Raw genomic sequence first — 18482 nt, forward strand, 5'->3', positions numbered from 1 at the left:
AACCGGCAAATTCCGGCACCCGGCCGCGCGGCGCCGGCCCCCGGCGTCGGCCGCTCAATCCCGCGAGAAAGCCAGGGCCAGTTCCTTTTCCACGTCTTGGTAGGGCCTACCGGAGAGGTCGACGGTGACCTGGGCGATGGTGCCGCCAGTAAAACGGAACGGCGCCTTGTAGCGGCTCGATACGGCCGAACCGCCATTGTGACCGACGGTGATTCCGGCGCCCGCCAACCCGAACGTTCCCGGATGAGCCTGCACATCCGCGAGGGTGCCCACCGCGGCGTCGTCGACGAACAACGTCACGTCGCCGAGCGGGGTGTGGCTGCCCGGCACGGTGCCGGTTCGGGAGTAACTGGCACCCAACACGTGCCGGCCCAGCGGCACCGCCGCCGACGACGACACCGCCTGCTGCCGCTCACCCAGGAAGTTGTAGACGTAGTGCAGGCGCCCATCCTGGATGAACAGCACGTGCCCGCCGTGGGCGCCGCCCTGTTTGAACAGCACGCCTTCGGCGCCCGTGGTGTCCACGACGACCTCGGCCAGCACCGCGAACGACCTGCCGCGGATCTCGGCGGCTGCGCCGATCCCGACGTCGGCGCAGTGGGGATAGTAGACGTAGCTGGGACGTTCCCCGACCAGATAGGGCCGCGACCGCATCATCGTCTCCACGATGTTGAGGTCCGACAGCGGCAGGCCGTTGTACTTGGCGGCCTCGGAGAACCACAGCGCCTTGAGTTCCTCGAGCTTGTCGGGGTGCTCGGCGGCCAGGTCATGGCATTGGCTGCGGTCCGCCTCGATGTGGTAGAGCTCCCAGCGGTCGGCGTCGAAGTGCGACCAGCCCGCAGGCGTGGCCGCGTGCACGGTATTGGCGAACCAGCCCTGGTGCCATACCCCGCGGGTGCCGAGCATGGTGTAGAACTGCGTTCGCTTGCCGGTGTCGGCGCCCGGATCGTCAAGAGCCGCCTTGAAACTGATGCCGTCCAGCGGCTTCTGGGGGATTCCGCGGACGGTCTCGGGGGGCGTCATGTCCAGCAGGTCGTAGACGGTGGGGGTGATGTCACTGACGTTGACGTAGGTGTCGCGGACCTCGCCGTGGGCCGCAATACCGTTGGGCCAGGAGATGATTGCCGTGTCGGCGATGCCGCCCTCGTGAGACGCGTAGCGCTTGTACAGCTTGTAGGGCGTGTTGAACGCCATCGCCCACCCGATCGGGTAGTGGTTGTATGTCTCGGGACCACCGAGATGCTCGAGCAGCTTCAGGCTTTCCTCGACGGTGTCGATGTAGCCGTTGAAGAACTTGCCCTCGTTCACCGATCCGTTGGGACCGCCCTCGCCGCTGGCCCCGTTGTCGGAGATCACCACGATGATGGTGTTGTCGAGCTGACCGGATTCCTCGAGGTAGTCCAGGATCCGCCCGATCTGGGCGTCGGTGTAGCTCAGGAAACCGGCGAACACCTCGGCCATCCGGCTGAACAGCTTCTTCTCGTCGTCGGCCAGGGAGTCCCATGGCCGCACGGTGTCCTGCAGTGGCCACGCCTCGCCGTTAGGTCCCTTCACGTCGAGGTACGGGTTCACCGGCGAGAGCTCGGTGTCCGGTGGCACGATCCCGAGCGACTTCTGCCGTTCCAGCACGATCTCGCGGTAGCGCTCGTAACCCATGTCGAAGCGCCCCGAGTACTTGTCCGCCCACTCGGAGAAGACGTGATGCGGCGCGTGCCCGGCCCCCGGGCACACGTAGCTGAACCAGGGCTTGTCGGGCGCGATCACCTTGGCGTCACGGATGAATTCGATCGTCCTGTCGGCGATGTCCTTCGACAGGTGGTAGCCGTCCTCCGGGGTCCCCGGCGGGCTGATCGGATGGTTGTCGTAGACCAGGTCCGGATACCACTGGTCGGTCTCGCCACCCATGAAGCCGTAGAACCGCTCGAAGCCGCGCGAAGTCGGCCAGTGCCGCTTCGTCGCGGCCAGATTGGACTCCTCCAAGGGTGTCAGGTGCCACTTGCCGACGCAGTATGTGTTGTAGCCGCGCTCGGCGAGCACCTCCGACAGCAGCGCCGTCTCGAACGGAATGCGCCCGTTGCAATTGGGAAACCCGTCGGTGAACTCCTCGATGGTCGCCATGCCGACGGTGGTGGCGTTGCGACCGGTCAGCAACGAAGCCCTGGTCGGCGAGCACAGGGCGGTGGTGTGGAACTGCGACAACCGCACCCCGCGCTCGGCGATCCGCGTCATGGCCGGCATGTCGACCAGGCCGCCGAAACAGTCCCACGTCGCGATGCCGGTGTCGTCCCACACCAGGTAGAGGATGTTCGGCGAGTCATCCGGCGCCGTCGGGGCCGCGTAGGGGCCCCAGTCGGCCTCCGAGTCGCGAATGTCCAGCTCGATCTTGCCCGAAAACTCCGTCGCCACGCCGGCCTCACTCTCGTCCCGGTCTCGCCAGCCGAATGTCGCGAGCAGACTACACCCGCGGATGGGCTGAATAGCGAAATCGCCCGAGACCGTATGGTCCCGGGCGATTCTTGGTGCGTGCGCCTACTTTGCCTTTTCCAGGATTTCGACCAGCCGCCACCGCTTGGTGGCCGACGTCGGGCGCGTCTCCATCAGCGAGACGCGGTCGCCGATGCCGGCGGTGCTGTTCTCGTCGTGCGCCTTGACCTTCTTGGTGGTCCGGATGATCTTGCCGTACAGCGGGTGCCGCACGCGGTCCTCCAGCTCGACCACGATGGTCTTCTGCATCTTGTCGCTCACGACGTAGCCGATGCGCACCTTGCGCCGGCCGCGCACCTTCGGGTTGGCCGGGGTGTGCTTCGGGCCCTTGCCGCCGGGGGTGGCCTTCTCTTCTGCCATCACGATTCCTTACCGTCGGGTCCGGAAGCCAGACCCAGCTCTCGTTCCCGCAGCACCGTGTAGATGCGCGCGATCTCATGGCGCACCGTACGGAGGCGGCGGTTGTTGCTGAGCTGCCCAGTCGCCATCTGGAAGCGCAGGTTGAACAGCTCTTCCTTCGACTCGCGCAGGCGCTCGGTCAACTCTTCCTCGTTGAGTTCGCGCAGTTCGCCCGGCGAAACTCCTACTGCCATCAGAACTGTTCCTCTCGGGTCACGATGCGTGCCTTGATCGGCAACTTGTGGATGGCGCGGGTGAGCGCCGCCCGGGCGATCTGCTCGTTGGGGTAGCTGAGCTCGAACAGCACCCGGCCCGGCTTGACGTTGACGACCCACCATTCCGGCGAGCCCTTACCGGAACCCATCCGGGTCTCGGCGGGCTTCTTGGTCAGCGGACGGTCGGGGAAGACGTTGATCCACACCTTGCCGCCACGCTTGATGTGCCGGTTGATCGCGATACGAGCCGACTCGATCTGCCGGTTGGTCACGTAGGCGTGCTCGAGCGCCTGGATGCCGTAGTCGCCGAAGTTCACCGACGTGCCACCGCTGGCGATGCCGCGCTGGCGCGGATGGTGCTGCTTACGGTGTTTGACCCTGCGGGGAATCAACATGATCTAGCTCTCCGTGCTCTGTGGTTCCGGTGCGGGCGCGGTCTCGGCGGGCGCCGACTCCTCACCCGCCGCGCGCCCGGCCTCGGTGCTGGTGGCCGTGGTGCCCGACGAGCCACTGCGCCGCGGGCGGGTGCCCGACGGGCGCTCGCGGCGCGGACGGTCGGCCCCGGCGGGAGCGGCCGCTGCCAACTCGCGCTTCCCGCCGACGATGTCGCCCTTGTAGATCCACACCTTCACGCCGATCCGGCCGAAGGTGGTCTTCGCCTCGTAGAGGCCGTAGTCGATGTCGGCGCGCAGCGTGTGCAGCGGCACCCGACCCTCGCGGTAGAACTCCGAGCGGCTCATTTCCGCGCCGCCGAGGCGGCCCGAGCACTGCACCCGGATGCCCTTGACGTTCGGCTGGCGCATCGCCGACTGGATCGCCTTGCGCATCGCGCGACGGAAGGCCACGCGGTTGCTCAGCTGCTCGGCGACACCCTGAGCCACGAGCTGGGCCTGCGATTCGGGGTTTTTGACCTCGAGGATGTTGAGCTGCACCTGCTTGCCGGTCAGCTTCTCCAGGTCCGCGCGGATCCGGTCGGCCTCGGTGCCGCGGCGCCCGATGACGATGCCGGGGCGCGCGGTGTGGATGTCGACCCGCACCCGGTCACGGGTGCGCTCGATCTCCACGTCGGCGATCCCGGCGCGCTCCAGCCCGGTGGACAGCAGCCGGCGGATCGCGACGTCTTCCTTGACGTACTCGGAGTACTGCTTGTCGGCGTACCAGCGAGACTTCCAGTCCGTGGTGATGCCCAGCCGGAAGCCGTGCGGATTGATTTTCTGGCCCACTACTCTGAGCCTCCCTTCGCTTCAGAAGTCTCAGCGGCTTTAGCGGGCGCTTTCTTCGCGGGCGCTTTCTTGGCGGGTGCCTTGGTCGCCCCGGAACCAAGTCCAGCCTTGGCGGCGGCCTTGCTGGCCTCGGCGCGGCGGCTGCGCGTCGACTTCGCCGCGCGCTGGTCCTTCACCGGCCGGCTCTCCACCACGACCGTGATGTGGCTGGTGCGCCGGCGGATCCGGAACGCCCGCCCCTGGGCGCGCGGACGGATGCGCTTCGCGGTGGGGCCCTCGTCGGCGTACACGGTCGCGACCACCAGGGTTGCCGGGTCCAGCCCGTTGTTGTTCTGCGCGTTGGCCGCCGCGCTCGCGATGACCTTGGCCACCGGCTCGCTGGCGGCCTGGGGCGCCCAGCGCAGGATGTCCAGCGCGTCGGCCACGGACTTGCCGCGCACCAGGTCGATCACCCGGCGCGCCTTCGTCGGCGACACCCGCACGAACCGTGCCTTGGCGACCGCCGTCGGAAACTCAGTACTTGTCATCGCCTCTTCGACTTCCGGTCGTCCTTGATGTGTCCCTTGAAGGTCCGCGTCGGCGCGAATTCACCAAGCTTGTGACCGACCATCGACTCGGTGACGAACACCGGGACGTGCTTGCGGCCGTCGTGCACCGCGAAGGTGTGGCCGATGAAGTCGGGAATGATCGTCGAACGCCGCGACCAGGTCTTGATGACCTGCTTGCTGTTCTTCTCGTTCTGGACGTCCACCTTCTTGAGCAGGTGGTCGTCGACGAAGGGGCCCTTCTTGAGGCTGCGTGGCATGGCTGCTCCTGGAACTTCCTACCGGCCGTGCTTCTTGCCGGTACGCCGGCGCCGCACGATCAGTTTGCTGCTGGCTTTGTTGGGCTTGCGGGTGCGGCCCTCGGGCTTGCCCCACGGGCTGACGGGGTGGCGGCCACCGGAGGTCTTACCCTCACCACCGCCGTGCGGGTGGTCGACCGGGTTCATGACCACACCACGGACCGAAGGGCGCTTGCCCTTCCACCGCATCCGGCCGGCCTTACCCCAGTTGATGTTCGCCTGCTCGGCGTTGCCGACCTCGCCGACCGTTGCGCGGCAGCGCACGTCTACCCGCCGGATCTCGCCGCTGGGCATACGCAGGGAGGCGTAGGTGCCCTCCTTGCCGAGCAACTGGATGCTCGACCCGGCCGAACGGGCCAGCTTGGCGCCGCCGCCCGGCCGCAGCTCCACCGCGTGGACCACGGTACCGGCGGGGATGTTACGCAGCGGCAGGTTGTTGCCGGGCTTGATGTCGGCGTTGGCGCCGGACTCCACCACGTCACCCTGCGAGAGTCCCTGCGGGGCAATGATGTAGCGCTTGTCCCCGTCGAGGAAGTGCAGCAGCGCGATGTTGGCGGTGCGGTTCGGGTCGTACTCGATGTGCGCGACCTTGGCGTTCACACCGTCTTTGTCGTTGCGGCGGAAATCGATCAGCCGGTAGGCGCGCTTGTGGCCACCACCCTTGTGCCGCGTGGTGATCCGCCCGTGGGCGTTGCGGCCGCCGTGGCCGTGCAGCGGACGCACCAACGACTTCTCCGGAGTCGACCGGGTGATCTCGCCGAAGTCGGAGACGCTCGCGCCGCGACGGCCGGGGGTCGTCGGCTTGTACTTGCGAATTGCCATGTCTAATCAGGTCTTTCTGTCGCCGGCTAGGCCGGTGCTCCGAACAGATCGATCGGCTTGCTGCCGGGCGCCAGGGTGACGATGGCACGCTTGGTGCTCTTACGCTTGCCGAAGCCGGTCCTGGTGCGCTTGCGCTTGCCCTGGCGATTCGCGGTGTTCACCGACGCGACCTTGACGGAGAAGATCTTCTCGATGGCGATCTTGATCTGCGTCTTGTTCGAATCGGGGTGCACCACGAACGTGTACACGTTGTCGTCCAGCAGTCCGTAGGACTTCTCCGAGATGACCGGCGCGAGGATGATGTCGCGTGGGTCGGCGATGGTCGCCATCAGGCCGAAACCTCCTCGGCTGTCGTCGTGTTGGCGGCGATGTAGGCGCCCAGCGCCTCGACGCTGAACACCACGTCGTCGGCGCGCAGCACGTCATAGGTGTTGAGCTGGTCGGGCGTCAGCACATGCACACCGGGCAGATTGCGCACGCTCTTCGCGCCGGTCTCGTCGCTGCGGCCGATGACCACCAGCAGTTGCTTGCGGTCGCTCAGGCTGCCGAGGAACACCCTGGCGCTCTTCGTCGAGGGCGTCTGGCCCGCGACGAGCTCGGTCACCGCGTGGATACGCCCGTTGCGCGCCCGGTCCGACAGCGCGCCGCGCAACGCCGCGGCGATCATCTTCTTGGGCGTGCGCTGGCTGTAGTCACGCGGCTTCGGGCCGTGCACGACGCCACCGCCGGTGAACTGGGGAGCGCGCGTCGAACCCTGGCGGGCGCGGCCGGTCCCCTTCTGCCGGTACGGCTTGCGGCCACCGCCGCTGACGTCACCGCGCGTCTTAGTCGAGTGCGTGCCCTGGCGCGCCGCCGCGCGCTGCGCGGTCACCACCTGGTGCATCAGCGCGATATTGGCCGGGGCATCGAACAATTCGGCCGGCAGCTCGATCGAGCCCTCGACCTTCCCGTCCGGTGTCTGGACGTCAATCTTGAGTGCCATTACTTCTCACCTCGTTTGACCGCGGTGCGCACCATCACGAGTCCACCGGTGCGGCCGGGGACCGCACCTTTGATCAACAGCACGCCGTTCTCGGGATCGACCTTGTGCACCACCAGGTTCTGGACGGTGACGCGGTCGCTGCCCATCCGGCCTGACATCCGGGTGCCCTTGAAGACACGCGCCGGGGTGGCGCAGCCGCCGATGGAACCCGGGCGGCGGTGCACCGCCTGAGCGCCGTGGCTGGCGCCCTGGCCGCGGAAACCGTGCCGCTTCATGGTGCCGGCGAAGCCCTTGCCCTTCGAGGTCCCCGTCACGTCGACGTAGCTGCCGTCGGCGAAGATCTCGGCGGTGAGCTCCTGGCCGACCTCGTAGTCGGCCACCGCGTCCGCGGTGTCCAGGCGCAGCTCGGCGAGGTACCGGCGCGGGTTCACGCCCGCCGCCGAATATTGGCCCGTCACAGGCTTGTTCACCTTGCGCGGGCTGATCTCGCCGTAGGCCAGCTGCACAGCGCTGTAACCGTCGCGCTCCGGGGTCCGGATGCGCGTCACCACATTGGGGCCGGCCTTCACGACCGTCACCGGTACGACACGGTTGTTCTCGTCGAACACCTGCGTCATGCCCAGCTTGGTGCCCAGAATGCCTTTTCTTGCCATCAGTCCACCGAGCTCCTACTGGATGTTGACGTCGACACTGGCCGGCAGGTCGATGCGCATGAGCGCGTCGACCGTCTTCGGCGTCGGGTCGAGGATGTCGATCAACCGCTTGTGAGTGCGCATCTCGAAGTGCTCCCGCGAGTCCTTGTACTTGTGCGGGGAGCGGATGACGCAATACACATTCTTTTCGGTCGGCAGCGGCACCGGCCCTACGACGCTGGCACCCGTGCGGACGACGGTCTCGACGATCTTGCGCGCCGAGGCGTCGATGGCCTCATGGTCGTAGGCCTTGAGCCTGATGCGGATCTTCTGTCCCGCCACGCTTCTCCTACCCTCACTCCACTGAAGTCCGTATCGGACCTCAAGATCTTCGTCCTCACGTGCCCCCGGCGCGCGGATCGGTCCCGCCCTTAAGCGGGCCGATCGAGCGTCGCGCCGGTTACTGCGCCGCTGTTTACCTGTCGTGGTCCACCGGCCCCCGCGGTCGGGTGTGTCACCCTCACGCAGCCTCGGCGCGCCAATTTCTTGGCGAAATTAGTCGCTCCAAGGATGGGACCGGACGCGCCCGTTTGGGCGCTGGTCGTATGCCCGGCCAGGCGCAAACCCGGCTCAAGGCAACCTGAACAGTATGCCTCAGATCATGGGTTTGGCCAAATCCCGGCCGAACTCGGCGGGCGCGAGTGTGCGACGCGGCTAATGCCCAGGTCAGCGGCCCCTTTGCGCACGGGCGGGCGGTCAGGTAGTCCCGGGACAGGGTCAGCGCGACGCCCGTGGCGGCGAGCAGCAGGTAGACGGGCGCCAGATGCTCAGGACTGTATGTTCCTCAGGCACCCGCCGATTCGGTAGTCACCGCGGCGGCCCCGCGGTGCGCGCGCTGAACGTGCAGGAAACCGTCAACGGCCGCCTGCGCGCACTCGCGGTAGTCGAAGTCGGGCAGGGTGGACAGTCGGCCCAGTACTAGCGGGCCGATCAGCAGCGCGATCGCGCGCGATCGGTCCACCTCGCCCAGTTCGGCCACGGCCTCGGGGCTGTCGAAAATGGCGTCGAACGGGGCCGCGTGCTGCTGGGCGATGCGCTCGCGCAGTGTCGTGATCGCGGCGCTGTCCACGGCGTGGGCGCCGCTCGAATGGGGCAAACCGCTCAGGTCGGGCCCCAGCGCCAACCAGGACATCGCGGTCAGCATTGTCGGCGCCTCGGCCACGGACTCCGCCTGCGCCAGGACTAGGGCGAAGAGCCGCTCCCGCAGCGAGCCCCCGGGCGGCGGCATCGGGGCCGGCGGCAGCAGGCTGCCGAACGCGGCCGCCAGCAGTTCGTTGCCGCTGGCGAAATGGCGGTACAGGGTGGCCCGGGCGACGTTGGCGGTTCGGGTGACCGCGTCGACGGTCACGGCGCTGGGCCCCCCGGAACGCAGTAAGGCGGCGGCGGCTTCGAGCAGGCGAGCCCGGGACCGCGCCGGCCGTGGATCGGTAGTCCCCCGGGTGATGGTGATCACCTCCCTGTTTGGGGCCGGCATTAACGGCTACTTCCGAGACTGACGGTCTCAAACTTCCACGCCATCCCCGAGGAGGCGCAGCCATGGTCGAGATCCTCAGCAGGCCTGATCAGCGTAGTGATGCCGTGAGCATCGGCGGAAGACCCCGGGCCCGCAAGTGGACCCTGGCGGTTGCCTGCATGGGCGTCGGGCTTGTCGTCGCATCCATGACGGCCCTGAACACCGCGCTCGGCGACCTCGCCGTGGACACCTCGGCGACCCAGTCGCAGCTGAACTGGATCGTCGACGGTTACACCGTTGCCCTGGCATGCTTGCTGCTGCCCGCGGGGGCGATCGGTGACCGCTACGGGCGGCGCGGCGCGCTGCTCCTCGGCCTCGTCGTCTTCGCGCTCGGCTCGATTGCACCGGCGATCCTGCATCAGCCCACGCAGATCATCGCGGCGCGCGCCGTGGCCGGTGCCGGCGCCGCGTTCGTGATGCCGGCCACCCTCTCGCTTCTGACGGTCGCCTACCCCAAGGAGGATCGGGTCAAGGCCGTCGGCATTTGGGCCGGCACGGCCGGATCGGGCGCCGTCCTCGGGATGCTGGGATCCGGCGCGCTCCTCCACTTCGGGGATTGGCACGCCATCTTCTGGTCGCTGGGCGTCGCCGGCCTGGTGATCTTCGCACTCGCCTGCGCGATCGCCTCCTCCCGCGACAGCGGCGCGCCGCGGATCGACTCGGCGGGCGCCCTGTTGATCGGGGCCGCGCTCGCCGTCGCCGTCGCCGCCATCCTGGAGGCACCCACCCGCGGGTGGGGCGACCCCCTGGTCTTGGGCGGAATCGTCGCGGGCGCGGTGCTGGCGGCGGTCTTCGGTGTCGTCGAACTGCGCAAGCGCCAGCCCTTGCTCGACGTGCGACTGTTCGCCGATCCCGCGTTCGCCACCGGCGTGGCGTCGATCGTCGTCCTGTTCGGCGCGACGTTCGGGTTCTTCTACCTGGGCATGCAGTACGTGCAGCAGATCATGGGCTATTCGCCGCTGATGACGGCCGTCGCGTTCACGCCGTTCATGGTGCCGCTGGGCATATTCTCCGCGCTGTCGTTCTGGTACGTGCCGAAGTTCGGGCTGCGGTTGGTGATCTTCGTCGGCACGCTGCTGATGGCGGTGGGATTCGCCAGCATGCACGTGCTCAACCTGCATACCTCGTATCTCGAATTAGCCTGGCCCACACTCATCCTCAGCACGGGCATCGGATTGTGCACGGCGCCCACGACCTCGGCGATCATGGGCGCGGTTTCCGACGAGAAGCAGGGGGTGGCCTCCGCGGTGAACGACGCCTCCCGCGAGATGGGCGGCGCCCTCGGCATCGCCGTGGCGGGCTCGATCCTGGCCGGACGCTATTCACAGGAACTGGCCCCCGAACTGGTGGCATTCCCCGCACCGGTCCGCGGCGCGGCCACCGATTCGCTCGCCAAAGCCGTCGAGATGGCCGACCGGCTCGGGCCGCAGGGCCGCCAACTGGCCGAGCTGAGCAAAGCCGCGTTCATGGCGTCGCTGCACGCCTCGACGACCGCGCTGGCCGTCCTCGTCGCCGTCGCCGCGGTCGCGGTCGGGCTGTGGGCGCCCGGCCGCGACGGCCGCCAGCTGCGCTGGGTTCGCCGGGCGCGTCCGAGCAGGCATCGGGCCTGAATAGTTCCCTCAATGTTGTTGCCCGCCAGGATCAAGGCGGTCGCGGAGGCCGAACGACCAAGGCTGTGGCAAATACGCCACGTCGACGGGAATGCATGTCGAAGGGAGGTGATGGGAACCGGGGGCGGTCGTGCCGTCCACGAACATTGCGACGCACCGTTCGCGCCTGACGTACATCTGCGCGCGCACCGCCACTGTCGTGGCCATCTACGTGGACCGCACGAACGCCCCTTTGCTGGAAGTTTCCGGAGATGCCAGCCAAAACCACCTCGGCCTTACAGCGACCGGGTTACGATTCGATGCATAGCACCTGCCAAGGGTCGGTGGGTGACATCCGGCCTAGCTGGGGGGACGCATATAGATGTCATGGGTGATTGCGGCACCGGACTACGTGGCCGCCGCCGCTACCGACTTGGCGAATATCGGGTCGACGATCGACTCGGCCAACTCGGCGGCGTCCGGCCCGACCACGAGCGTGCCCGCACCCGGCGCTGACGAGGTCTCCGCCAGCATCGCCGCCCTGTTCGACGCCCATTCCCAGGTCTACCAGGCGATCAGCGCCCAGGCGGCGGCCTTCCACGCGCAGTTTGTGCAGCTCATGAACGGCGGCGCGGCGCAGTACGCGGCCACCGAGGCGGCCAACGCCTCGCCCCTGCAGACCACCCAGCCCGGCGCCCTGAGCCCCAACGCGGCCGGTCAGGCGCTGTCCAGCGCGCAACCGATGGTCGCCTCCGCGGCCGCCAGCTTGCCGGCTTCCGCGGCAAGCGCAATAGGCGGTTCGGCGCACGTCGCCCCGGTGTCCGCGGTTGCCCCGGCTACCTCGGTCCCGCCCCCGGCTCTCGCCTCCGTTCCGCCGGTCGGAATGACACCCGCGGCAGCGGCGGCCCTGAGCCCGACCGGCGCGCCGGCGACACCGCTGCAACCGGCGACTTCGACGTATGCGGCAGCCGGGACCGGTGCGCCGGCGCCACCGCTGCCCGAAGCCACCGCCGCACCGGTCGCCGCTGTGCCGACCGAAACCCCGGAGATCGTCCAGGCGGCCACCGCGGCCACGCCGCTGCCGGCGACGCCGGTCACTGCCGCACCCCAGTCCGCCCAGTCCTATCGGCCCGCGACCGGCCCGTACTCCCCCGGCGCGGCCGAGGAGCAACAGACTCCGTACTCGACCTGATCTCGTCCCCGGCGGGACTCACGCAACGAATTCCGCGGCCCGGTGCCCGAGCATCACGATGGTGGCGTGCGGTCCACGGCCGGGGATCACCGGCAGGACGGAACCGTCGATGACCCACAGGTTCTCGAATCCGTGGACACGGCACCGATGGTCGACGACGGCCCGGGAGTCACCGTCGGGACCCATTGGCGCTGTGCCGCAGAGGTGTTGGGAGGTGGACCAGGCCGGAGCTCCGATTTCGCTTGTGACTAGCGCTATTTCGAGCGCGATCTCGGTGCCGCGGCGTAGCGCGGCGACATCGTCGGGCTCGCTGTCGTAGCGGTGCTCGATGAGCGGTGGCACGTCGGGATCCCGCGAGACGAGGCTGAGCCGCCCGCGCGCCCGGGGGCTCATCAGCGCCACACCGATGTGCGGCCAGTCGGGACGCCCCGCGGTGCCGTCGCCGATCATCGCGACGAATCCGCCCGTGTACGGCCTGATTTCGAGACCATCATCGGTGCTGAGCACGGCTTCGAGCACCGGCCGACCCGGCGCGACAACCCAATCGGTCGGCAGCACCCATTCGGGGTGGTCGGTGAAGGAGGCGCCGACGGGCAGCGGCGCGACCACCGGCACGCCGGCATTCCGGAGCACGCCCTCGTCCCCCACACCGGATAGCATCAGCAACTTGGCCGACTCGATCGCTCCGGAGCACAACACGATCCGGTCCGCGGTGCACGTCAACGGGCCGCCAGGGCCGACGGCGTCGACTCCCACCGTGGTCGTTCCGTCAAACCGCAGGCACACCGCCCGAGTTCGGGCCAGCAGCGTCAGATTCGCGCGCCGCAGGGCAGGAATGAGGTATGCCGCCCCGGCCCCGATGCGTGCGCCGTCGACGATGTTGAGCGGAACGGCACCCACACCGGAAACAGGTTGCGGTCCGGCATCATTAAGGTCCTCGATCCAGTCGAATCCGATGCGTTCAGCCGCGGCGATGAATCGCTCAGTGGTGCCGGTCATTTCGCGGGTTCGGCGGACCAGGATGGGCCCGCTTGTGCCGTGGGCGGGGCCTTCGAAGTCGAGGTCGGTCTCGATGGCGCGGAAGTGTTCGAGCGCCTCCGGCCAGGACCAGCCGCGCGGATCAAAACCGTCGAGGTCGCGCGGGAACGCCCGACAGAAGTAGCCACCGTTGACAGCGCCCGAGCCGCCCACCGTCGCGCCGCGCACGAGCGGCAGCTCGCGCACCGGGTCATCGGTGAGCCGGGCCGGGTAGCGCCGAACCAGCGGGCTGCCGACACCGATGGGCAATTGCAGGCCGTTAGTGGCCTGCGCGAGCAATCCCGGGTCGGCGAGCGCTGGACCGGCCTCGAGGACGGTCACGGTGCGGGCCGGATCGGCGGAAAGGCGTTCGGCAACAACCGATCCAGCGCTACCGGCGCCGACGATCAGCACATCACTGTGCGGCACGGCGATGGTCAAGGCGGCGGCTAAGTCCGTATCTGCGGCTTGAGCGCGCGGAGGTTACGTTCGCGCACCACGCCCCACCACAGCCCCAGGCCGTAGGCCAGGTCGTCGACGCGCTTGAGCACAAGGTAGGTCAGCAGCCCGATCGGCTCGCACTCGTCACCGACGGCATCGCGGCGGCGGAGCCAATCCACCACGCCGTCCATGACGGCGGCCACCAGCACGACCCGTCTGAAGTGACGCGACAGCGTAGCGGCCACCAGGGCCAGCGGCCAGTAGTGCCGGCAGAGGGCGGACGCCAGCTGCAGCGCCGCCGACCACAGGCCTCGCGTGGCGACCACGAGGACGTCCCACAGCGAGGTGTCGGCACCACTCATGGCCTTCGCCACCCGGTGACCGGTCAGCACGGCGACCACGACCGACGCCAGCTGGGAAAGGGTCGTTCCGAGCGCCATCAGGATCCAGGCCGCCAACGCCCACCCGGAGATGACCACCGGCGCGGTCTTGTCGGGGTGCCGCACCGAAAGGGGGGCCGCCGAGCCGCCGTAGAACGCCTTGCGAGCCAGCCAATCCCGCAACTCGGTGCGGTGATCGTGAGCCACCAGCGCGATCGGCTCATAGCGCAGCCGGGCGCCCGCCTCGATCAGCCGCCAGCACAGGTCGACGTCCTCGCCGGACTGCATGGTCTCGTCGAAGCCCCCGATCCCGCGGATCGCCGAGCAGCGACAGATGATGGCCGCGCTGGGGACGTACGACACGGTGCTGTGCGGGAGCACCGGCGCCTCGCGCTCCCCCAAGTCGAGCGACGAGTGCACCGCCTCGTAGCGCGCCACCACGTTCTCGCTGTGCGCGAGCCCCACGATCCGTGGCGCGACGAGGTCAACGGACGGGTCGCAGAAGTGGCCGAGCAGGGCCTCCAGCCAGCCCCGGCGCGGCGCCACGTCGGAATCGAGGAACGCGACGAAGTCGGTCGTGCAGGCGGCCAGCCCGGTGTTGCGCGCGGCGGCCGGCCCCCGGTTGCGGGGATGACGCAGCACCTCGACGTCGCAGTGCGCGCCGACCAAGTCCGCCGCGGTGACGGGGGTGGACGACCCGTCGTCGACAACGATGACGCGCAGGCCGCGCAACGAGCTCACCAGGCGGCGTACCCCGGAAAGGTTGTCGTGCACGGGGATAACCACCGTGACGTCTCGGTGCGACGGACCGCCCGCGGGGCGGGGATGGGCGACCGTGGCGTCCAGCAGGGTGCGGGCCAGCTGGGCGCTGACGTCGTCGCGAACCTTCAGCCTGCCGTTGGACAGCATGTCCTGGGCGGCGGGCGCCAGCTTCAGCAGCCGGGTCGGCGACCCGCCGAGCAGCGCCGAGCCGTCGCCCAGCACCCGCACACGGCGGTCGACCTGGACGGCGAATCCGTCCGGCAACCGGGCTTGACTCATGTCAGCGTCCCGTCCGGTTCGGGAAGCCAGCGGGCGATCCGACGGACACAGTTGTCGACCATTTCCCCGAAGATGCGCCGGCCCTCGGCGGCGGTCGCGGTGGTCGGGTCGCCGAGCACGCCCACGGGGCTGACCGCCGCGACTCCGCCGCGGCGCATCGACGGCAGCAAGTCGGGCAGCGGCGACCGGTTGCCGGCGAGCCAGCGGTCGGTCAGCACCTCGGCCGGGGACAGGTGCAGCAACACCGACGTTTCGGTATGGCCGGCGTGGGCGTCGCCGCCGACCGCGATGCAGGGCACCCAGCCGGCGTCGCGGCCCTCGGCGCGCAGCCGCTGCACGGCCGCCGTCAGGGCGGCGATGTTGCCGCCGTGGCCGTTGACGAAGACCAAGCGCCGGGCCCAGCAGGCCGCCGACCTGCCGTATTCCACCAGCAATGTGGTCAGCGCGTCGGTGCCGATCGAGATCGTTCCGGCGAAGCTCTGGTGCTCGCCGCTGGCGCCATAGGCGATCGCCGGCGCCAGCAGCCACTCATACTCCAGGCCGGCGGCCGCGGCCCGAGCGACCGCGGTGGCGATCCGGGTATCGGTGTCCAAGGGCAGGTGGGGACCATGCTGTTCGGTCGACCCGATCGGGACCATTATCGACGGCGAGATGCTCGATAGCTGGCTCGACGTGGCAGTCGCTAATTCGCCGAGTACGGGCACTCGGTGATGGTAGGACGAATTCACCTGGCGTGCACCAATTGTTGACCCTTGAATGCAAATTTTTTCTCGCTGGTTCATCCGCTATTAGGAATTCGACTCGTTCGTCACGCGTGCCACGCATGTACCACGCGCGAGCGGCGCCAAACCGGCTAGGCCGGGCCGTCGGCGGGGACCCCCAGGGCGCGCGTAAAGCCGGCGGGGACCAGGACGTCGCCGGGGCCGAGGTCGTGCACGCTGGCGTGACCGAGGCCCATCAGCGCCGAGTCGACGCCGCCGCGCAGGATGTCGAGAACGTTCTCGACGCCCGCCTGTCCGGCCGCGGCCAGGCCCCACAGGTACGCGCGGCCGATCATCACCGCCCGCGCGCCCAGGGCCACCGCCTTGACCACGTCGCTACCGCGCCGCACGCCGCCATCCAGCAGCACCTCGACCTGGTCGCCGACCGCCGCGGCGATTGCCGGCAATGCGCGGATAGAGGCCGGAGTGCCGTCCAGGTTGTTGCCACCGTGGTTCGACACCGAGATCGCCGAAACACCAGCGTCGACAGCCCTTTTCGCGTCGTCGACGCGCATCACGCCCTTGAGCATGAACGGCCCGCCCCAAAGCTCCCGCAGCCAGGCGATGTCGTCCCAGGTGGGCGGTGGGGTGCCCATCCACTCGCCGTAGGCCGCGAAGAAGGGCGGCCCAGGCTCGCCCCGGCGCCCCTGGTTCGGCACCCGCAGCTCCGGCGGGTGCAGTGTCTTGCCGAACTTCCACAGCCACCGGGGCCGGACGATCGCCTCCGGCGACAGGCGAAGGATGGTCCGCAGGTTCATCGTCTCGGGGATGCTCGGGCTGCCCCAGTCGCGGCCGTGGGAGAACGACCAGTCGGTCGTCACGATCAGGCCGACGGCGCCGGCGCGGCGCGCCCGCTCCACCCGCTCCGCGATCGCGTCGCGGCCCCCCAGCCAGTAGACCTGGAAGAACAGCTTGGGGTTCGCGGCGATGACCTCTTCGATCGGCTTGCTGGCGAACGAGGAGAGCCCCATCGCGGTCCCCCGCGCCGCGGCGGCCCGCGCGACGGCCACCTCGCCGTCGGGGTCGACCGCTTGGACGCCCGTCGGCGAGATGATCACCGGCAGCGAGATGTCCTGCCCCATCACGGTGGTCGAGAGGTCACGCTTTTCCAGCGCGCCGACCACGTGCGGCGCGAAACCGAGTTCGCTGAAGGCCTCGACATTGTCTGAAACTGTTATTCCTTTTTCGCTTGCCGAAATCAGGGAGGAATAAACGGACTTGGGTAACCGCCGTTTGGCGCGTTGCTGCGCGATGGCGACCGTTTCGAACCACGCGGCCATGATTTACACGGGACTTTCGTTACACAGGCGCGCCGGGGGCCGCGCCGACAGCGTCAGGGCCACGGGTCCGCGCGCCTTCCGCGAATGGTCGGCCCGCGGGCGCGGCGTCTCGCGCGCGCCCGCCAGCGCCGGCGCGCTGTGACCCTGGACGCATTCGGGGTCCGGCCCGTCCATCGGGAGGCCGGTGAAGAACTTGGCCGCCATGCAGCCGCCGCGGCAGGCGTCGTAGTGCCCGCAGCTGCCGCAGGCGCCCGCGGACTGCGGCTCCCGCAGCTCCTGGAACAACGGCGCGTTCTTCCACACGTTGTCAAAGCCCCCGTCCGACAGGATGTTTCCCGCCAGGAAACGGTCATGGATGGCGAACGGGCAGGCGTACACGTCACCGACGGGGTCGATCAGGCAGACCACGCGCCCGGCCCCGCACATGTTCAGCCCGGCCAAGGCGCCCGACTGCCCCAGCGGGGCCAGGTGGAAGAAGGAGTCACCGGTGAGCACTCGCTCGCCTTTGGCGACCAGCCAGTCGTACAGCCTGACCTGCTGCTCGGCGGTGGGATGCAGATCGTCCCAGACGTCGGCGCCGCGGCCCGAGGGGCGCAGCCGGGTGATCCGCAGGGTGGCGCCGTAGCGGCTCGCGAGCGCGGCGAACTCGTCGAGCTGGTCGACATTGTGCCGGGTGACCACCACCGAGATCTTGGCGCCGCCGTTTTGGGCGAAGCCCGCATCGGCCAGATTCTCCAGCGCGCGTACCGCCATGGCGTACGACCCGGGGCCGCGGACGGCGTCGTTGACCTCGGCGGTCGCGCCGTCGAGCGAGATCTGGATGTCCACGTAGTCGCTGGCGGCCAAGCGCGCGGCGACGTCGGGGGTTATCCGGACGCCGTTCGTCGAGAACTTCACGCCGACGCGGTGTGCGGTGGCGTAGTCGACGAGTTCCCAGAAGTCCGGGCGGACCGTGGGCTCGCCGCCGCCGATGTTGACGTAGAACACCTGCATGCGTTCGAGCTCGTCGATGATGTCCATGCATTGCCGGGTGGACAGCTCTCGCGCGTCGCGCTTGCCCGACGACGAAAGGCAGTGCACGCAAGCGAGATTGCAGGCGTACGTCAGCTCCCACGTCAGGCAGATCGGGGCATCCAGCCCCCGTTCGAACTGCTCGATGAGCCTTACCATTGGCGGTCCTCCCGGGGCACCAGCATGTTGGATTCGGCCAGCACCCCGAGCGCCTGGATGTACGGGGCCTGCCCGGAGCTCTCGACACCCGCGGCCCGACAGGCCGACCGGGCGTCCGGGTGGTCGGCCAGCGACCGCACCACCGCCAGGATCGTGCGGTCCTTCAGGAAGGACAGCTTGCGCGTACCAAAGTGGTAGAGCAGCGCGCCGAACGGCTCCGGGCGGACGGCCACCTGCGGATGCAACCGCCAGGCGCGGTCGAGGTCGAACATGGGGGTCAGTAGACGCCGCACATCCCGTCGATGGACACCTCTTCGACGAGGGTCTCGGTGACGAGTTCGGTGTCAGTCTGGGTCTCGTGGTCCACGGGCCTTGCCTTTCGTCAGCTATTGACAACGATGAGCTGTGTCACAATCGTCGCCAGAATATGGCATCGA

Annotated in this window: 22 protein-coding genes; 2 read left to right on the plus strand and 20 right to left on the minus strand. The window is 68.8% G+C overall.

Going from position 1 to position 18482, the window contains the following annotated elements; translation table 11 throughout:
* Nucleotides 1–54: 54 nt before the first annotated feature.
* The 13 genes from SKC42_RS02415 to SKC42_RS02475 all read right to left on the minus strand — a co-directional run bounded on the left by SKC42_RS02415 (nt 55) and on the right by SKC42_RS02475 (nt 9135).
* A complete protein-coding gene (locus SKC42_RS02415; RefSeq protein WP_330962722.1) occupies nt 55–2406 on the minus strand; it encodes an arylsulfatase in 2352 nt (783 codons plus the stop codon).
* A 123-nt stretch (nt 2407–2529) separates the two neighbouring features.
* Entirely contained in the window at nt 2530–2844 is a 315-nt protein-coding gene (rpsQ, locus tag SKC42_RS02420) for a 30S ribosomal protein S17 (protein ID WP_085258069.1), read from the minus strand.
* Nucleotides 2844–3077 carry a 50S ribosomal protein L29 gene (rpmC, locus tag SKC42_RS02425; protein ID WP_330962723.1) on the minus strand — a complete coding sequence of 78 codons (234 nt, stop codon included), beginning with the start codon at nt 3075–3077 and terminating at the stop codon, nt 2844–2846. Before rpmC ends, rpsQ begins: the two co-directional genes overlap by 1 nt.
* Nucleotides 3077–3493, minus strand: coding sequence for a 50S ribosomal protein L16 (rplP, locus tag SKC42_RS02430; protein ID WP_085271943.1), 417 nt, complete (start codon nt 3491–3493; stop codon nt 3077–3079). Before rplP ends, rpmC begins: the two co-directional genes overlap by 1 nt.
* A gap of 3 nt (nt 3494–3496) precedes the next feature.
* Complete coding sequence (rpsC, locus tag SKC42_RS02435) at nt 3497–4321, minus strand: 30S ribosomal protein S3 (protein WP_330962724.1); 825 nt, start codon at nt 4319–4321, stop codon at nt 3497–3499.
* Nucleotides 4321–4848, minus strand: a complete 528-nt coding sequence (rplV, locus tag SKC42_RS02440; protein ID WP_330962725.1) for a 50S ribosomal protein L22 — start codon at nt 4846–4848, stop codon at nt 4321–4323. The genes rpsC and rplV overlap by 1 nt, the downstream gene beginning before the upstream one ends.
* Nucleotides 4845–5126 carry a 30S ribosomal protein S19 gene (gene rpsS / locus SKC42_RS02445; RefSeq protein WP_085258074.1) on the minus strand — a complete coding sequence of 94 codons (282 nt, stop codon included), beginning with the start codon at nt 5124–5126 and terminating at the stop codon, nt 4845–4847. Before rpsS ends, rplV begins: the two co-directional genes overlap by 4 nt.
* An 18-nt stretch (nt 5127–5144) precedes the next feature.
* A complete protein-coding gene (rplB, locus tag SKC42_RS02450; protein ID WP_330962726.1) occupies nt 5145–5987 on the minus strand; it encodes a 50S ribosomal protein L2 in 843 nt (280 codons plus the stop codon).
* A gap of 26 nt (nt 5988–6013) precedes the next feature.
* Nucleotides 6014–6316: a 50S ribosomal protein L23 gene (gene rplW, locus SKC42_RS02455; protein WP_085258076.1), complete on the minus strand. Its 303-nt coding sequence runs from the start codon at nt 6314–6316 to the stop codon at nt 6014–6016.
* Entirely contained in the window at nt 6316–6969 is a 654-nt protein-coding gene (gene rplD / locus SKC42_RS02460; RefSeq protein ID WP_330962727.1) for a 50S ribosomal protein L4, read from the minus strand. The genes rplW and rplD overlap by 1 nt, the downstream gene beginning before the upstream one ends.
* The gene (gene rplC, locus SKC42_RS02465; protein ID WP_330962728.1) at nt 6969–7622 is read right to left on the minus strand and encodes a 50S ribosomal protein L3; all 654 of its coding nucleotides are present in this window, start codon (nt 7620–7622) and stop codon (nt 6969–6971) included. The genes rplD and rplC overlap by 1 nt, the downstream gene beginning before the upstream one ends.
* 15 nt (nt 7623–7637) lie before the next feature.
* Complete coding sequence (gene rpsJ / locus SKC42_RS02470) at nt 7638–7943, minus strand: 30S ribosomal protein S10 (protein WP_003873519.1); 306 nt, start codon at nt 7941–7943, stop codon at nt 7638–7640.
* Nucleotides 7944–8445: 502 nt separating this feature from the next.
* Nucleotides 8446–9135 carry a TetR/AcrR family transcriptional regulator gene (locus tag SKC42_RS02475; protein ID WP_330962729.1) on the minus strand — a complete coding sequence of 230 codons (690 nt, stop codon included), beginning with the start codon at nt 9133–9135 and terminating at the stop codon, nt 8446–8448.
* A gap of 62 nt (nt 9136–9197) precedes the next feature.
* On the opposite strand from SKC42_RS02475, the gene SKC42_RS02480 reads away from it, so the two are divergent.
* Together SKC42_RS02480 and SKC42_RS02485 are read left to right on the plus strand one after the other, a co-directional pair.
* Nucleotides 9198–10784 carry an MFS transporter gene (locus tag SKC42_RS02480; RefSeq protein ID WP_442931943.1) on the plus strand — a complete coding sequence of 529 codons (1587 nt, stop codon included), beginning with the start codon at nt 9198–9200 and terminating at the stop codon, nt 10782–10784.
* A gap of 361 nt (nt 10785–11145) precedes the next feature.
* Nucleotides 11146–11955 (plus strand): PE family protein, encoded by an 810-nt coding sequence (locus SKC42_RS02485; protein WP_330962731.1) that lies wholly within the window; start codon nt 11146–11148, stop codon nt 11953–11955.
* A gap of 18 nt (nt 11956–11973) precedes the next feature.
* On the opposite strand, the gene mftG is transcribed toward SKC42_RS02485, so the two are convergent.
* The 7 genes from mftG to mftA all read right to left on the minus strand — a co-directional run bounded on the left by mftG (nt 11974) and on the right by mftA (nt 18412).
* Complete coding sequence (mftG, locus tag SKC42_RS02490; protein WP_330962732.1) at nt 11974–13413, minus strand: mycofactocin dehydrogenase MftG; 1440 nt, start codon at nt 13411–13413, stop codon at nt 11974–11976.
* An 8-nt stretch (nt 13414–13421) separates the two neighbouring features.
* Entirely contained in the window at nt 13422–14834 is a 1413-nt protein-coding gene (mftF, locus tag SKC42_RS02495; protein WP_330962733.1) for a mycofactocin biosynthesis glycosyltransferase MftF, read from the minus strand.
* Nucleotides 14831–15562, minus strand: coding sequence for a mycofactocin biosynthesis peptidyl-dipeptidase MftE (mftE, locus tag SKC42_RS02500; protein ID WP_330962734.1), 732 nt, complete (start codon nt 15560–15562; stop codon nt 14831–14833). The genes mftF and mftE overlap by 4 nt, the downstream gene beginning before the upstream one ends.
* Before the next feature lie 125 nt (nt 15563–15687).
* Complete coding sequence (gene mftD, locus SKC42_RS02505; protein WP_330962972.1) at nt 15688–16878, minus strand: pre-mycofactocin synthase MftD; 1191 nt, start codon at nt 16876–16878, stop codon at nt 15688–15690.
* Nucleotides 16879–18045: a mycofactocin radical SAM maturase gene (gene mftC / locus SKC42_RS02510; RefSeq protein WP_330962735.1), complete on the minus strand. Its 1167-nt coding sequence runs from the start codon at nt 18043–18045 to the stop codon at nt 16879–16881.
* Nucleotides 18039–18317, minus strand: coding sequence for a mycofactocin biosynthesis chaperone MftB (gene mftB, locus SKC42_RS02515; protein ID WP_330962736.1), 279 nt, complete (start codon nt 18315–18317; stop codon nt 18039–18041). The genes mftC and mftB overlap by 7 nt, the downstream gene beginning before the upstream one ends.
* 5 nt (nt 18318–18322) lie before the next feature.
* Nucleotides 18323–18412: a mycofactocin precursor MftA gene (gene mftA / locus SKC42_RS02520; RefSeq protein WP_085258088.1), complete on the minus strand. Its 90-nt coding sequence runs from the start codon at nt 18410–18412 to the stop codon at nt 18323–18325.
* Nucleotides 18413–18482 lie beyond the last annotated feature (70 nt).

Origin of the sequence: Mycobacterium sp. 050134 (assembly GCF_036409085.1) — a bacterium.
In the GTDB taxonomy this organism is placed as follows: Bacteria; Actinomycetota; Actinomycetes; order Mycobacteriales; family Mycobacteriaceae; genus Mycobacterium.

Excerpts from the sequence above, each read along its gene's own strand:
- rplB (WP_330962726.1), bottom strand. The coding sequence starts at position 5,987 with ATGGCAATTCGCAAGTACAAGCCGACGACCCCCGGCCGTCGCGGCGCG.
- SKC42_RS02485 (WP_330962731.1), top strand. The coding sequence starts at position 11,146 with ATGTCATGGGTGATTGCGGCACCGGACTACGTGGCCGCCGCCGCTACC.
- rplV (WP_330962725.1), bottom strand. The coding sequence starts at position 4,848 with ATGACAAGTACTGAGTTTCCGACGGCGGTCGCCAAGGCACGGTTCGTG.
- rplP (WP_085271943.1), bottom strand. The coding sequence starts at position 3,493 with ATGTTGATTCCCCGCAGGGTCAAACACCGTAAGCAGCACCATCCGCGC.
- mftF (WP_330962733.1), bottom strand. The coding sequence starts at position 14,834 with ATGAGTCAAGCCCGGTTGCCGGACGGATTCGCCGTCCAGGTCGACCGC.
- rpmC (WP_330962723.1), bottom strand. The coding sequence starts at position 3,077 with ATGGCAGTAGGAGTTTCGCCGGGCGAACTGCGCGAACTCAACGAGGAA.
- SKC42_RS02475 (WP_330962729.1), bottom strand. The coding sequence starts at position 9,135 with ATGCCGGCCCCAAACAGGGAGGTGATCACCATCACCCGGGGGACTACC.
- mftB (WP_330962736.1), bottom strand. The coding sequence starts at position 18,317 with ATGTTCGACCTCGACCGCGCCTGGCGGTTGCATCCGCAGGTGGCCGTC.
- rplW (WP_085258076.1), bottom strand. The coding sequence starts at position 6,316 with ATGGCGACCATCGCCGACCCACGCGACATCATCCTCGCGCCGGTCATC.
- SKC42_RS02480 (WP_442931943.1), top strand. The coding sequence starts at position 9,198 with ATGGTCGAGATCCTCAGCAGGCCTGATCAGCGTAGTGATGCCGTGAGC.
- rplD (WP_330962727.1), bottom strand. The coding sequence starts at position 6,969 with ATGGCACTCAAGATTGACGTCCAGACACCGGACGGGAAGGTCGAGGGC.
- rpsQ (WP_085258069.1), bottom strand. The coding sequence starts at position 2,844 with ATGGCAGAAGAGAAGGCCACCCCCGGCGGCAAGGGCCCGAAGCACACC.
- rpsS (WP_085258074.1), bottom strand. The coding sequence starts at position 5,126 with ATGCCACGCAGCCTCAAGAAGGGCCCCTTCGTCGACGACCACCTGCTC.
- rplC (WP_330962728.1), bottom strand. The coding sequence starts at position 7,622 with ATGGCAAGAAAAGGCATTCTGGGCACCAAGCTGGGCATGACGCAGGTG.
- mftC (WP_330962735.1), bottom strand. The coding sequence starts at position 18,045 with ATGGTAAGGCTCATCGAGCAGTTCGAACGGGGGCTGGATGCCCCGATC.